9 protein-coding genes and 1 tRNA gene are annotated in these 14,401 nt (G+C 66.1%); 2 read left to right on the top strand and 8 right to left on the bottom strand.

Translation table 11 applies throughout. The annotated features are described in order from the left end of the window. Positions 1-29: 29 nt before the first annotated feature. The 6 genes from NY08_RS01775 to NY08_RS01750 all read right to left on the bottom strand — a co-directional run bounded on the left by NY08_RS01775 (position 30) and on the right by NY08_RS01750 (position 10,280). The gene (locus NY08_RS01775; RefSeq protein ID WP_045194577.1) at positions 30-4,868 is read right to left on the bottom strand and encodes an NAD-glutamate dehydrogenase; all 4,839 of its coding nucleotides are present in this window, start codon (positions 4,866-4,868) and stop codon (positions 30-32) included. Between the two features lie 140 nt (positions 4,869-5,008). Then, positions 5,009-5,419, bottom strand: a complete 411-nt coding sequence (locus NY08_RS01770; RefSeq protein WP_045194574.1) for an acyl-CoA thioesterase — start codon at positions 5,417-5,419, stop codon at positions 5,009-5,011. Position 5,420: 1 nt separating this feature from the next. Next, entirely contained in the window at positions 5,421-7,100 is a 1,680-nt protein-coding gene (gene ettA / locus NY08_RS01765; RefSeq protein ID WP_032394612.1) for an energy-dependent translational throttle protein EttA, read from the bottom strand. A gap of 116 nt (positions 7,101-7,216) precedes the next feature. Further along, positions 7,217-7,696, bottom strand: coding sequence for a single-stranded DNA-binding protein (locus NY08_RS01760; protein WP_045194572.1), 480 nt, complete (start codon positions 7,694-7,696; stop codon positions 7,217-7,219). A 165-nt stretch (positions 7,697-7,861) separates the two neighbouring features. Then, positions 7,862-8,521 (bottom strand): IMPACT family protein, encoded by a 660-nt coding sequence (locus NY08_RS01755; RefSeq protein ID WP_235387072.1) that lies wholly within the window; start codon positions 8,519-8,521, stop codon positions 7,862-7,864. Positions 8,522-8,531: 10 nt separating this feature from the next. Next, positions 8,532-10,280, bottom strand: coding sequence for an ABC transporter ATP-binding protein (locus NY08_RS01750; RefSeq protein WP_045194570.1), 1,749 nt, complete (start codon positions 10,278-10,280; stop codon positions 8,532-8,534). Positions 10,281-10,426: 146 nt separating this feature from the next. Here NY08_RS01750 and NY08_RS01745 point away from each other — a divergent pair, with 146 nt between their 5' ends. After that, positions 10,427-10,852, top strand: coding sequence for a MarR family winged helix-turn-helix transcriptional regulator (locus NY08_RS01745; RefSeq protein WP_052049349.1), 426 nt, complete (start codon positions 10,427-10,429; stop codon positions 10,850-10,852). Between the two features lie 12 nt (positions 10,853-10,864). Here NY08_RS01745 and NY08_RS01740 read toward each other — a convergent pair whose 3' ends face one another. Both NY08_RS01740 and NY08_RS01735 read right to left on the bottom strand, forming a co-directional pair. Continuing rightward, positions 10,865-12,928 (bottom strand): cytochrome c oxidase assembly protein, encoded by a 2,064-nt coding sequence (locus NY08_RS01740; RefSeq protein WP_045194568.1) that lies wholly within the window; start codon positions 12,926-12,928, stop codon positions 10,865-10,867. 44 nt (positions 12,929-12,972) lie between these two features. Beyond that, positions 12,973-14,130: an XdhC family protein gene (locus NY08_RS01735; RefSeq protein ID WP_045194566.1), complete on the bottom strand. Its 1,158-nt coding sequence runs from the start codon at positions 14,128-14,130 to the stop codon at positions 12,973-12,975. 147 nt (positions 14,131-14,277) lie between these two features. On the opposite strand from NY08_RS01735, the gene NY08_RS01730 reads away from it, so the two are divergent. Then, positions 14,278-14,350 (top strand) — tRNA-Arg (locus NY08_RS01730). Positions 14,351-14,401 lie beyond the last annotated feature (51 nt).

Here is a 14,401-nt window from a genome sequence, read left to right as displayed (position 1 = left end):
GCACCGTGTCGTTCACGGCACCGTGTCGGTCACGGCACCATGTTGCGCACCTGTCGGGCAGCGACCGACAGGGTGGCCAGGTCGAGGGTTCCCGACTCGGCGATCTCGGTCAATGCCGCGCGAGACCTCGCGAGCCGGGACGAGTTGGTCGACTCCCATTCCGCGATCTTCTCCGCTACCGACTCCTCCGGCTCGCCGCCGGCCAGTACGGCCTGCGTGATTCCCCGGAGAGAGGAGTACAGGTCGTCGCGAAGGGCCAAGCGCGCCAACGAGTGCCAGCGATCTCCACGAGCCAGCTTGGAGACGGCAGTGAGCAACCAGTCGATACCGATGTGCGCGTCCAGGGCGAAATAGAGCTCGGCGACCTCGGCTCCGTCCCGATCCACGATGTCGGCGATGTCGATGATGTCGAGCAGGCAGTACACGTCGAGCAACCCGTAGATCCGACGAGCCAGGTCGGCCGGCGCGCCGCGTTCGATCGCCGCAGCCGATCGCGAGTCCAGGTCGCTGGCTTGATGCCCGGAGATCCACGTCGCCACAGACGGTTGCAGTGCCCGCACCTGGCCGGCGTACCGGCTGATCTCGGCTCCGACGGCCAGCGGCTGGGGACGGTTGGCGAGCAGCCACCGCGAGACGCGGTCGAGCATGCGGCGCGACTCCAGCAACAGTTCGGCCGAAACCGCTGTCGGCACGTCCGCGGCCCTGATCGAGTTCCACACCTCGTCGAGTCCGAATATCTCGGTGGCGGCCGCGAACGCGCGAATGGCATCGGTGCCTGCCGCACCCGAATCCTCGGTCAATCTGTAGGGGAACGTGATGCCGCCGCAGTCGATGGCCTCGTTGGCCAGCGTCGTGGCCACCAGCTGCCGCCGGAGCGGATGTGCGGTGATCGCGTCGGCATACGGCTCGCGCAGCGGCTCGGGGAAGTACTTGGGTAGCCGCGGAGCGAAGACGTCGCTGTCGGGGAGTTCGCTGTCTAGCAACTCCGCTTCCAAAGCCAACTTCACGTGAGCCATCAACGTCGCCAGTTCCGGCGAGGTCAATCCTCGGCCGTCCTGCTTGCGTCGCCGCAGGTCCGCCTCGGTCGGTAGCGCCTCGAGCTCGCGGTCGAGTCCGCGGCGCACTTCCAGATCCTCGATCACCCGACTGTGCACGGTGACCAGGCTCGGTGCGTCGAACCTCGATGTGCCGAGCAGCTCGTTCTGCATGATGTTGTCCCACAACACCAATCTGCCCACCTCGTCGGTCATGGACGCGAGCAGCTCGTCTCGATCCTCGCGCGCCAGGTTGCCGTTGGTGATGGCCGTTTCCAACAGGATCTTGATGTTGACCTCGTGATCGGAGCAGTCGACACCCGCCGAGTTGTCCACGGCGTCGGTGTTGATCTTGCCTCCGGCAGCGGCGTATTCGATGCGGCCCAGGGCGGTGGCTCCGAGGTTGCCGCCCTCCCCCACCACTGCGGCGCGGACGTCGATTCCGTCGACCCTGACCATGTCGTTGGCCTTGTCGCCGACCTCGGCATTGGTCTCCGTCGATGCCTTGATGTACGTGCCGATTCCGCCGTTCCACAGCAGATCGGCCGGGGCCCGAAGGATTGCGTTCACCAGCTCCGGCGGAGACAGCGCGTCCACGGAATCGCCCAGCCCCAGGGCGGCGCGTGCAGCCGCACTGATCGGGACGGACTTACGGGTCCGTTCCCACACTCCACCGCCCGCACTGATGAGCGAGGTGTCGTAGTCCGCCCACGACGACCGCGGCAGTGCGAACAACCGCTCCCGCTCGGCGAACGAGGACTCACGCTCGGGGTCGGGATCGAGAAAGATGTGCCGGTGATCGAACGCGGCGAGCAGGCGAATGTGCCGGCTGAGCAACATGCCGTTGCCGAACACGTCTCCGCTCATGTCGCCGACACCGACGACGGTGAAATCCTGGCTCTGCGTGTCGATTCCGAGCTCGCGGAAGTGGCGTTTGACGCTCTCCCACGCACCCTTGGCGGTGATGCCCATGGCTTTGTGGTCGTAGCCGGCCGAACCACCGGAGGCGAAGGCGTCGCCGAGCCAGAAGCCGTACTTCGCGGCCACGTCGTTGGCCATGTCGGAGAACGTCGCGGTGCCCTTGTCCGCGGCAACGACCAGGTAGGTGTCGTCTCCGTCGCGGCGTACGACGCCGGTGGGAACCGTCACCGTTCCGGTGGCACGGTCGAGATTGTCGGTGATGTCGAGCAACCCGGCGATGAACAGCCGGTAGCAGGCCTTGCCTTCCTCGGCATGGGCCTGACGATCTCGATCGGCGTCACCGGTCACGACGGGGGGCCGCTTGACGACGAATCCGCCTTTGGCTCCGACCGGCACGATGACGGCGTTCTTGACCATCTGGGCTTTGGCGAGTCCGAGGATTTCGGTCCGGAAGTCCTCACGTCGATCCGACCAGCGGAGTCCGCCGCGAGCCACGGCCCCGAACCGCAGGTGCACACCTTCGACGCGGGGTGAGTACACGAAGATCTCGAACTTCGGCTTCGGCTTGGGCAATTCGGCGATCGACTGCGGGTCGAACTTGAGCGAGAGGTACTCGCGATGTTCGCCGTCGACTCCCACCACGAAGTAGTTGGTTCGCAAGGTCGCGCGAATCAGCTCGAACATGCTGCGCAGGATTCGGTCGGCATCGAGGCTGACGACCTCGTCGATCAGTTCCCCCAGCTGGGTGCCGATCGACTGCGCGTTCTCCTCCGAGCTCGCCTCGGGATCGAACTGCGCCTCGAACAACCCGACCAACAGCCGAGCGGTGCGCGGATGCGTCAGCAGCACACCTTCGATGTTGAACTGACTGTAGGGAAAACCGGCCTGGCGCAGATACTTCGCGTAGGCGCGCAACACCACGGCCTGCCGCCAGTGCAGGCCCGCGCGCATGACCAGCTCGTTGAACCGGTCCGCCTCGGCAGCGCCGCTCCACACCGCCGCGAACGCGTCGGTGAACCGGTGCTGCACTCGGCTCTCACGATCGGCGGTGCCTGCCTCTGACAATTCCGCATCGATGTCACCGTCGATTGCCGAGCGCAGCATCTCGCGCGAGGCGGAGAGCCCGAAATCATATATCCAGCAAGACATTCCGTCCGGCCGAACCACGGGGTACGGTCGTTCGTCGTCGACCTCGACGCCGAGGCTCTGCAAAATGGGCAGCACCTGCGACAGCGAGACGCCCGCGCCGCCGATGTACAACGAGAACCGCCAACTGCCAACGGCGGACTGCTCGTTGCGGTAGAGCTGCATGTCTATCGACTCGGCACCGAGCCCTTCGAGGCGCGCGATGTCGGTGACCGCCCGAGCCGGACTGAAATCCTGCTTGTAGGCCTCGGGGAACGCCTCGGTGTACCGCTGAATCCGCAGCGGGTCGACCGTACGGTCGAGCGAGACTGCGTCGCCGAGGGAATCCTCCCAGGTTCTGGTGGTCTCGGTCAGAGCCGCCTCGATCCGGGTGATGTCCTCGGCACCGAGCTCCGTCGACGCCGTTCCCGGTGCGCGACGAACGGTCACGTGCAACAGCGCCAGGTCCGATTCCGTCACGCGCGCTGTGTAGTCGAGAGAGGTACCACCGAGTTCGCGGAGCAACCGATCCTGGATGGCGAGACGCACACGGGTGGTGTAGCGATCGCGCGGCAGGTACACCAGGGCGGAGACGAAGGAGCCGCTGGCGTCGGGCCGGACGAACAGTTTGACCTTGCGCCGACGGCCAAGTGCCAGAACAGCACTCGCGGTCTCGAACAGCCAGGCCGCAGAGGTCGCGAACAGTTCCGAGCGCGGCATCGACTGCAGCACCTCGAGCATCGCCTGACCGGAGAACGACCCGAGATCGTGGCCTGCGCGGGCGATCACCGATCGAACCCGACGCTCGATCACCGGAATGTCGAGCACGTTCTCGTGCAGCGCCGTGACGGTGAAGACGCCGACGAAGCGGTGCTCGGCGGAGTTCTCGTTGTCGAGAACACTCACGAAGTAGGGGTAGACCGCGCGGTGCACCGTGGCCGGACTCGCACCCTGCGTCAGGGTCACCAGATCGCGCTGACCGAGGGGTTCCGAGCCGTCCACCTCGTGCGCCGCGTCGCGCAGGACACCGAGACTGCTCGACTCGTCGCCGGTGGCCGTCCGTGCGCCGTCGACTCCGTCGATCCGGTAGCGGCGGTAGCCGAGGAGCGTGTAATGGCCGTCGCCCAGCCAGCGCAGCAACGCGGCGGCGTCGCGATGATCGACGGCGATGTCGGACTCCGGATCACCGGCCCGCTGGGCCGCTCCGTCGAGAAGATCGGCGACTTCGGCCTGCACCCGACGCATTCGATCGGTGTCGCCGACCACCTGACGCACGTCGGCCAACACCCGGCGCGCCTCCGACTCGACGCGGGCGAGCGCGTCCTCGGACGTGGCGGGATGCAGCTGAACGTGAATCCAGGATTCGCGTCGACCGTCGGCGGTCAGGCCCGTCAGCTTGCCGTCGGCGTCGCGGGCCACCGAGAGGATGGGATGAACGACGTCGGTGTACTCGATGCCGAGTCGGGAGAGCAGCGAGATGACCGATTCGACGAGGAGCGGCATGTCGTCGGTGACGATCTGCAGGTAGCTGCCCGCGGCCCGATGGGCGGCAGAACTCGACTCACTCGGTCGGTGAACCGCCACGTTCGCGGTCTCGGGACGCCGCTGCGCGGCCAACCGGACGTGCCGATGAAAGGACGTGGTGTCGGGGCTGTGCGCGGACGCTCCGACGGCCGTCGTGTCCACGTGCTCGAAGTACTCGGCACGCAGGGTCGCCAGCTCGGCCAGGAGTCGGTCGTCGAGCCCGTCGGCCCAATCGTTGTCGGGCAGGTCCAGCGAGCGTGGCATGGTGTTCGAGTACTCCCTCGTGAGGATTTTCCCGACGCCCGCCGATCGCCGGTCGTCGATGACTACTCGACCTTAGTGTCGAACACCCCGTTACCGCAGTGACCTCGCAGACCCGGCGCGTGGCGAAGTGCGCGACGGCTCTATTCGACGTGCAGGTACTCGGTGAGCAGTCCCCGCTCGTGCTCGTCCAGAGGACGCGACGACGAGGTGGCGAGATCGAATGCGACCATCGTCGCCTCGGCATCCGCGCACACTTTTCCGTCGCGGTCGGTCACCACGTGCCGGACGCCGTAGGAGGTGGTCCCGATACGCGTGACCCACAGCTCGATCGTCAACGGTCCGGAGTCGTCGAGAATCGGGTGCAGAAAATCGGTGACGAGCTTTCGGACCACGGCCGCACCCCGTTGCTTCGAGCCTCCCAAGACCGCGTTCAGAAACTGAACGCGGCCTTCCTGGAGGTATTCGACGAAGCGGGTGTTGTTGACGTGGCCGAGGCGATCGGAATCTCCCCACCGCACCTGGAGCGTGCAGGTGAAGGTCTTTCCTGCCACGTCAGTCCCTGGTCAGCTTCCGGTGTGTGACGCGATGCGGACGGGCCGCGTCGGGTCCGAGGCGTTCGACCTTGTTGGCCTCGTAGCCCTCGAAGTTGCCCTCGTACCAGTACCACGCGGCCTCGTTGTCGCCGAAGCCACCTTCCCACGCCAGGATGTGCGTGCAGGTGCGGTCCAGGAACCACCGGTCGTGCGAGATGACCACGGCGCAACCGGGGAATTCCTCGAGCGCGTTCTCGAGCGATCCGAGTGTTTCGACGTCGAGGTCGTTGGTCGGCTCGTCGAGCAGGATCAGGTTGCCGCCCTGCTTGAGTGTCATCGCCAGGTTCAGACGGTTGCGCTCACCACCGGACAGAACTCCTGCAGGCTTCTGCTGATCGTGACCCTTGAACCCGAACGAACTGATGTACGCGCGGGACGGGAACTCGGAGTTGCCGACGGTGATGAAGTCGAGGCCGTCGGAGACCGTCTCCCACACCGTCTTCTTCGAGTCGATGCCCGACCGGTTCTGGTCGACGTAGCTGAGTTTGACCGTCTGTCCGATCTTGACCTCACCGCCGTCCGGCTCCTCGAGCCCGACGATCGTCTTGAACAGCGTCGTCTTACCGACACCGTTGGGGCCGATGACGCCGACGATGCCGTTGCGGGGCAACGTGAACGAGAGATCCTTGATCAGTACGCGGCCGTCGAAGCCCTTGTCCAGGCTCTTGACCTCCACCACGACGTCGCCGAGGCGCGGCGGGTTGGGGATCTGGATCTCGTCGAAGTCGAGCTTCCTGGTCTTCTCGGCCTCGGCCACCATCTCGTCGTAACGAGCCAGACGAGACTTGCTCTTGGCCTGACGCGCCTTGGCACCGGAGCGAACCCAGGCGAGTTCGTCCTTGAGGCGCTTCTGCAGCTTCTGGTCCTTCTTGCCCGATACCTCGAGGCGTTCGGCCTTCTTCTCCAGGTACGTGGAGTAGTTGCCCTCGTACGGGTACAGGTGTCCGCGGTCGACCTCGGCGATCCACTGCGCCACGTGGTCGAGGAAGTACCGGTCGTGTGTGACGGCGAGAATTGCACCCGAGTACGCGGCCAGGTGCTGCTCGAGCCAGAGCACGCTCTCGGCGTCGAGGTGGTTGGTCGGCTCGTCGAGCAGCAGCAGGTCCGGCTTGCTCAGCAGCAGCTTGCACAGCGCCACGCGGCGCTTCTCACCACCGGAGAGGTTGGTGACGGGCGACTCGGGCGGCGGGCAGCGCAGCGCGTCCATCGCCTGTTCGAGCTGGGAGTCGATCTCCCAGGCATCGGCGTGGTCGAGCTTCTCCTGCAGCTCGCCCATCTCTTCCATCAGCTCGTCGGAGTAGTCGGTGGCCATCAGCTCGGCGATCTCGTTGTACCGCTTGAGCTGGACCATCGTCTCGCCGAGGCCGTCCTCGACGTTCTCACGAACGGTCTTGGTGTCGTCGAGGACCGGTTCCTGCATGAGGATGCCGACCGAGGCACCGGGAGCGAGGAACGCCTCACCGTTTCCGGGCTGATCGATTCCCGCCATGATCTTGAGGATGCTGGACTTACCGGCGCCGTTGGGGCCGACGACGCCGATCTTCGCTCCCGGATAGAAGCTCATCGTCACGTCGTCGAGGATGACTTTGTCGCCGTGCGCCTTGCGCACCTTCTTCATGGTGTAAATGAATTCAGCCATGACGCCCAGCTTATCGGTGCGAGCGAGTCTCCGGCACCACCGCCCGAGGGCGCAGCCGCCGTCCACACCCGATCGTAGGTTCCGATGCAGCGCGGACGGCGGGTCCCGGGAGTGCGTCAGGCCGGAACGGACTCGCGCACGTCGTCGTCGATGCGGTCGTGATCGCGATCCTCATCCGCGTCCACGGGTTCGGTCGCTCCCGGATCGCCGTCCGTCGCAGCGTCGGATGCCACCGCTCGCGTCCGGTGGATCGAGACGTTGCAGCGCGCGAGATCCGGTCCGACGGCACTGGCCCGCATCTCGAGATCCGCGCGTTCGACTCCGTCACGATTGGTGTACTCGTTGGTGCGTAGCTGTCCGTAGGCGATGATCGGGTCGCCCTTCATCAGCGACGCCCCGACGCCGCGCACCAGGCGACGCCAGCACGTGACCGTCAGGTAGAGGGTTCCACCGTCGGTCCATTCGCCGGTGCTGCGGTCCTGCCGTCGGGCGTTGCTGGCCATCCGGAAGCTGAGGACCTCGTCGCCGGTGGGCGTGGAGCGCTTGACGGGATTGGTGATGACCGTGCCGACCACGGCGCATTGTGCTTCGTACATGTTGTCTTCCCCTCGATCGATGTCGCGTGATTGCGATCGAGTTCGAGACTGCTACGCGGAGAACGTCTGCGGTGAACGAGTCGGCGAAATGTGGACAACTGCCCGGTCTGTGGATGAACGGCCGGAATCGGGGTCCGTGCGAGCCGAGAATGTCGGGGAGGTGTGCTAGTCGGGAATTTCGGCGTACATGTGGCCGTCGAGCACGGGAACCACGCGGCCCGCAGTGAGCGAAGCAACAAGCGCCGCAGTCGAATCGGCGTCCGGCACCGCGACGGTCAATACCGCGCACGCGCCGTAGGAGGTGCCGACCACCAGAACTCCGTGCCCGCGCAGTTCCGATTCCACGCGACCGACCTCGGCGTGATCGAGTTCGAGCGTCATGATCTCGCGTCGCTCCCGGGTCAGGAACGTCGCTCCGGACAGGGCCTCGGTCACCGCGCCGCCGTAGGCACGCGCCAGTCCGCCGGTGCCCAGCTTGGTTCCGCCGAAGTATCTGCTGACGACCGCGACGACGTTGGTCAGGTGATGGCCGCGGAGCACGTCGAGCATCGGTGTACCTGCCGTGCCACCGGGTTCACCGTCGTCGTTGGACCGCTCGACTCGTTGTGCCTCACCCGCGGTGTCGACGCGCAGGTCGGTGGACGACGCGTCGACGATGAACGCCGAACAATGATGTCCGGCAGCAGGATCGGCCTTGCGAGCTGCGGCGATCACCGCCCGCGCCTCCGCTTCGGTGCCCGCGCGATCGACGACGGCGACGAACCTGGACTTCTTGACGTCGGTCTCGCACTCGACGCGGCTCGCGATGGTGCGCAGTGGGGTCACCCGGTCACTCTCATGCAGCCACACTGTCCACGACATCGTCTGCGGCACGGACCAATTGGGCGTACATGCCGTCGTTCTCGAGCAGGGACTCGTGGGTTCCGACCTCGCGAACGACGCCGTGGTCGAGTACTGCGATGCGGTCCGCGGAGCGCACCGTGGACAGTCGATGCGCGATGAGGATGGTCGTTCGCCCCTTCATCAGGCCGTCGAGCGCGGTTTGCACTGCGCGTTCGGTGCGATTGTCCAGAGCGCTGGTCGCTTCGTCGAGCACCAGGATCGGCGGGTTGCGCAGCACCGTTCTGGCGATCGCGATGCGCTGCTTCTCACCGCCCGAGAAGCGGTACCCGCGCTCGCCGACCATGGTGTCGTAGCCGTCGTCGAGGCCGTCGATGAAGTCGTGGATCTGCGCCGTGCGAGCCGCCGCGACGATCTCCTCGTCGGTGGCGTCGGGTTTGGCGAATCGCAGGTTCTCTCGAATGGTGGCGTGGAACAGGTACGTCTCCTGCGAGACGACGCCGACCAGGTCGGCGATCGTCTCCGACGCGAGCTCCCGCAGATCGATGCCGTCGATGGTCACCGTTCCGGCCGTCGGATCGTGCAGCCGCGCAACGAGATAGCCCAGGGTCGTCTTACCGGATCCGGTGGCACCGACCAGGGCGAGAGTGCTTCCGGCCGGGACCTCGAGGTCGATGTCGCTCAAGGTCGGAACCGTCGCCGCGGCGTAGGTGAAGTCGACACCGCGGAAGGCGACGTCGCCGCGGACGGTCTCCCGGGGCAGTGCCGCCGGGTGGGCGGGCTCGGCCACATCGATCGGTAGATCGAGGTACTCGAACACGCGACCGAACAGGGCGAGCGAGGCCTGCACCTCGACACCGGTGTTGAGCAACTGCATGGTGGGCCGAAACAACTGGGTCTGCAGAGCGGTGAACGCGACAAGAGTGCCGATCGTCAGCGCGCTCCCCTGCCCGATGGTGATGCCGGCGAACCAGTACACCAGTGCAGGCATGACGGCGAAGCTGATCTGGATGGTGGCCATTCGCCATTTTCCGGCCATCATCGCCGCGAGTTCGACGCCCGCGACCTCGTGGGACCGGGCGGCGAACTTGTCGGTCAGAGCCTGGGCGGAACCGGTGGTCTTGCCCAGCAGAATGCCGCTGACCGACAGTGATTCCTCGATCTGCACCGACAGGTCACCGAGCAACTTCTGTCGTTTCGTGGAGATCTTGCGCCGCTCGTCGCCGATGCGGCGGGCGACGCGGACGAAGACCGGCAGGATGATCAACGAGAACGTGGCGAGCTTCCAGTCCAGCAGGAAGAGTGCGACCACCGTCGCGGCAACGGTCGTGGCGTTCTGCGCGATGGACGTGGCGGTGTTGGTGACCACCGATTGCATGCCGCCGATGTCGTTGGCGATACGTGATTGGACCTCGCCGGTGCGGGTGCGCGCGAAGAACCCGAGCGATTGGCGTTGTAGGTGCGAGTAGACCTGGACGCGAAGATCGTGCATGAGTCGTTGACCGACGCCGTTGGACATCCAGGTCTGTACGACGCCGAGAGTGTTGGTGGCGACTGCAACTGCGATCATGCCGAGTGCGATGAAGCTGACGAGCGTGACGTCGCGGTCGGGTATCGCATGATCGAGGAGTTCGCGAAGAAGCAAGGGGGACGCGAGCGCGATGATCGCGCTGACGACGATGATCGCGCTGACGGCGGCGATCTTGCGGCGGTAGGGCGTGAACAGAGCCAGGACTCGGCGCACGGGTGCTGGATCGGACGCGAGGAGAGAACGTTCGGGTCGGCTTTCCAAGTAGACCTCCGTGGTAGCTGAAGTGCGGGGTCACCGAAGTGATATGCAGAGGCTACCTCACTATGAGGTAACCAGCAACCGTCGCTATGATCCGTTGCATGGAAACCGGACACTCGCCCAACCTGAGCGATTCGTTCATGGCCGTTGCGCGGCGCATCCGACGCAGCCACATGGCTGCATTGGAACCGTTCGGCCTCAATCCTTCGCAGAGCCGAGCCCTGCACGTGTTGGCGCGCGAGCCCGAGTCCGTGCGACTACGCGATTTGGCCGAACACCTGCGGATCGTGGCGCGATCGGCCACCGACATCGTCGACTCCCTCGAGGCGGCGCATCTGGTGACGCGGCAACAGGATCCGAGCGATCGGCGAGCCGTCCTGGTCGAGCTGACCGACACCGGCCGTGCGCTGCTGGACCGGATCGACGACGCACGCCGTCAGGTGTCCTCGGAAATGTTCGACGGCCTGGAGCCTGCGGAACGCGTCGAGCTGAACCGGCTGTTGAGCAAGATCGCCGAGACGGACTGACCCGAAGGCCGATCAGTGCTCGCCGGTTCGATCGCGTCGAGCGAGCTCGGCGAACATCGCATTGTGCGCGGCCAGATCGGCATCGTGATCGCGCTCGGCGGCGCGGTCACCACGCCTGGCATCCCGATCGTCGCTGCGGGACCACTGGATCAGCAGCGCCAGCATGACGAGCACCAGCGGAACCTCGCCGGTGGCCCAGGCGATACCGCCGCCGAGCTTCTGATCCCCGAGCAGGTCGGAGTTCCAATCCAGCCCGAGCGTCCGGTAGAACCAGGCACCCATCACGGTGTTCATACTCATCAGTGCCACTCCGAAGAAAGCATGGAACGGCAGCGAACCGAACACGACTGCGAGTTTGGTGACCGGAGCGATCTTGCGCGGAGACGGATCGACACCGATGACGGTCCAGTAGAACAGGTAGCCGCTGAGCACGAAGTGCAGGTTCATCAGCAGGTGCGCGCCGTGACTGTCCAGTACCGCTCCGAAGATGCCACCGAGGTAGAGCACGTAGAAGCCGCCGACGAAGATCAGCGAGGCGACGAGCGGATGGGTCAGGAACTGCGAGATTCGACTGTGCAGTCCGAGCAACAGCCATTCACGAATCCCGGGAACGCCGTCCTTGCCCGCCGCGGGCAGCACCCGCAGTGCCAGCGTCAACGCACCACCGAGCGCGAGCAGGACCGGTGCCAGCATCGAGAGCATCATGTGACCGGTCATGTGCACGCTGAACACGGCCGTGGAGTAGCGACCGATTCCCGAGGACGTGCTGATCAGAAGCGTCAGGCAGCCCAGGACCCACGCCACGGTACGGCCGACGGGCCACGCGTCGCCGCGCAGCCGGAGTCGACGAACGCCGATCAGGTACACCACGGCCATGACGATGGCAGCGGTACCGAAGATCAGATCGAAGCGCCAGTCCAGCGCCATCCGCGCGAACGTCGGCGGGCCGCTGAGGTCGTATCCGAGTGCAGCCTCGGTCGGCGTGAGATCGGGGTCGATCTCGGCGGGAGGCGGTGTGCGGCCGAGCCCGACGGCCAGTCCGATGGTCGCCGCGAGGACCAGTACCTCGGCTCCGGCGAAGCGAAGCAGCGGCCCGCGGGCCGAGGGATCGGCGACCAGGGCCGGTAGTGCGCGGCGACGCTGCATCCAGCCGAAACCTCCCAGCACGATCAGGGCCACGATCTTGCCCACGATCAGCAGGCCGTAGGTGGTGGTGAACAGGTCGGAGATCGATACGCGAACCAACGCGTTGATGACGCCACTGATGCCCATCACCACGAAACAGACTCCGGCGATCGTGGAGAATCGGCGAGCCGCGACATCGGCATGCGCACCGTGCCTGCGAACGTGTGCCAGCAGCGCGAACAGTCCGCCCGCCCACAGCGACGCGGCTCCGAGGTGCAGGATCAAGCTGTTGGTGGCGATGTCGTGCGATCCGCCCGCCGAGGAGTGGCCGCTCAGCGCGATCGGCAGCAGCGTCGCCAGGGAGAACCCGAGCAGTGCGGGAGTCCAGGCCCACCGCAACACCGTGCGCGACGCGATGGCGAGCACAACGGCCATGATGGCGGTCCAACGCCAGGCGCTGGCGATCTCCACCTGGTCCAGTGCGACCCACAGGTTCGCCGGCTTGATGGCTTCGGTGAAGGGCTGCCCCGAGGTGTCGGAGAGTGTCAGCGGCACGAGAAGCAACGCGCAGACGGCCCAGACGATCGAGGCGACCGAACCGGTCCGCACGGCGCGGTACCCGTCGACGTCGAGCACGCCGTTCTTCTGCGGCGGTACGAGGAACGCGGCCAGCAGGAACGATCCGATGGCGATGACGGCGGCGATCTCGCCTATCGCCCGTAGGGCAGGTAGACCGTAGGTCGTGGCCGGGCCCGGGTCGGGTATTCCGAGCAACACCAGGGCGTCGGACGCGGAGAGCATCACGATGAGTGCGGCAACCACACCGGCGATGACGCCCGCGGTGACGAACACCGTGGTCGTGGCCGAACGCGGATCCACATCCGCCCGGACATCGTCCGCCTGCAGTTCGGCGGTCGAGGGTTCGGTCTTCTCGAGATCCGGTGTTGCCATACCACCAGAGTAAGAGGTGATCGGCGGTAGTCGAAACGCGAGTCCTACACGGCGTCGTACTTGCCCGTGCTCACGGCCTCGGTCGCGTCGTGGTGGATGCGTCCGCGTCGGGCGCGCAGCGGTTCACCGGTACCGCCCCAACGGTGGGCGATGATCTCCGCGGCGATCGATACCGCTGTCTCCTGCGGCGTCCGCGCCCCGAGGTCGAGCCCGATCGGACTGGCCAGACGAGTGAGTTCGGTCTCTGTCAGACCCGCCGCACGCAACCGAGCCGTGCGGTCGTCGTGGGTACGGCGTGATCCCATCGCGCCGACGAACGCCAGAGAGGGGATGCGCAACGCGACTTCGAGCAGCGGCACGTCGAACTTGGGGTCGTGCGTCAACACACAGACGACGGTGCGTTCGTCCACCTCTCCCGCCGCGAACTGCTCGGACAGATAGTCGTGCGGCCACGCGACCACGACCTGCTCGGCGGCGGGGAACCGCTGCGGAGTCGCGAAGACTGCCCGTGCGTCGCAGACGGTGACGCGGTAGCCCAGAAATACACCCTGCTGCGCCACCGCGGCAGCGAAGTCGATGGCTCCGAACACCAGCATCCGCGGCGGCGGAGCGTGGCTCGAGACGAACACCTCCATCCCCTCCCCCCGTCGCTGACCGTCGGGTCCGTAGGTCAGAACAGCCGAACGGCTTGCGGCGAGAAGCCCTTTCGCATCGTCGGCCACGGCGGCGTCGGCCCGCGCGCTGCCCAGCGAGCCACGGGTGCCCGATTCTCCGACGACGATCCTTCGGCCGAGCCGTTCCGGATCGGAGTGCGCGACGACGGTGGCCACCGCCACGGGCACGTTGCCGCGAACGTCCGCGACGAGAGCCTCGAATTCGGGAAACGTGTGCCGAGAGATCCGCTGCACGAACACGTCGAGCGTTCCGCCGCAGGTGAGTCCGACGGCAAAAGCGTCGTCGTCGGATATCCCGTATCGCGTGAGAACGGGCGCGCCGGAATCCATCACGTCCTGTGCGAGGTCGTACACCGCACCCTCGACACAACCGCCCGAGACCGATCCGGCAACGGCACCGTCCGAACCGACGACCATCGACGCACCGACCGGACGCGGAGCCGAGTCGAAGGTGCGAACCACCGTCGCGACCGCGGCCACGTCGCCGGACTGCCAGCTGTGCAGTACGTCGTCCAAGATGTCGTGCATCGAACCTCCTTCGCGGCACAGGTCGGAAGGATTCCGAGAACACCGGCTCCCCTCAGGATGCCAGCTCGCCCCGTGCCTGCTTCGACGGCACGGGCGGAAAGGTACACTCGTCAACCGTGCTCGAGCGGGTCCACCCCGCACGCGCCAGCCTCCGTAGCTCAGGGGATAGAGCAAGGGCCTTCTAATCCCTTGGTCGCAGGTTCGAATCCTGCCGGGGGCACACTCTGACCAGCACGAACACGTGACGCCTCGGCCCACTGTGGTTGACTCG

Source organism: Rhodococcus sp. B7740, assembly GCF_000954115.1.
Taxonomy (GTDB): domain Bacteria; phylum Actinomycetota; class Actinomycetes; order Mycobacteriales; family Mycobacteriaceae; genus Rhodococcoides.
This window is presented reverse-complemented; position numbering and strand designations above follow the sequence as displayed.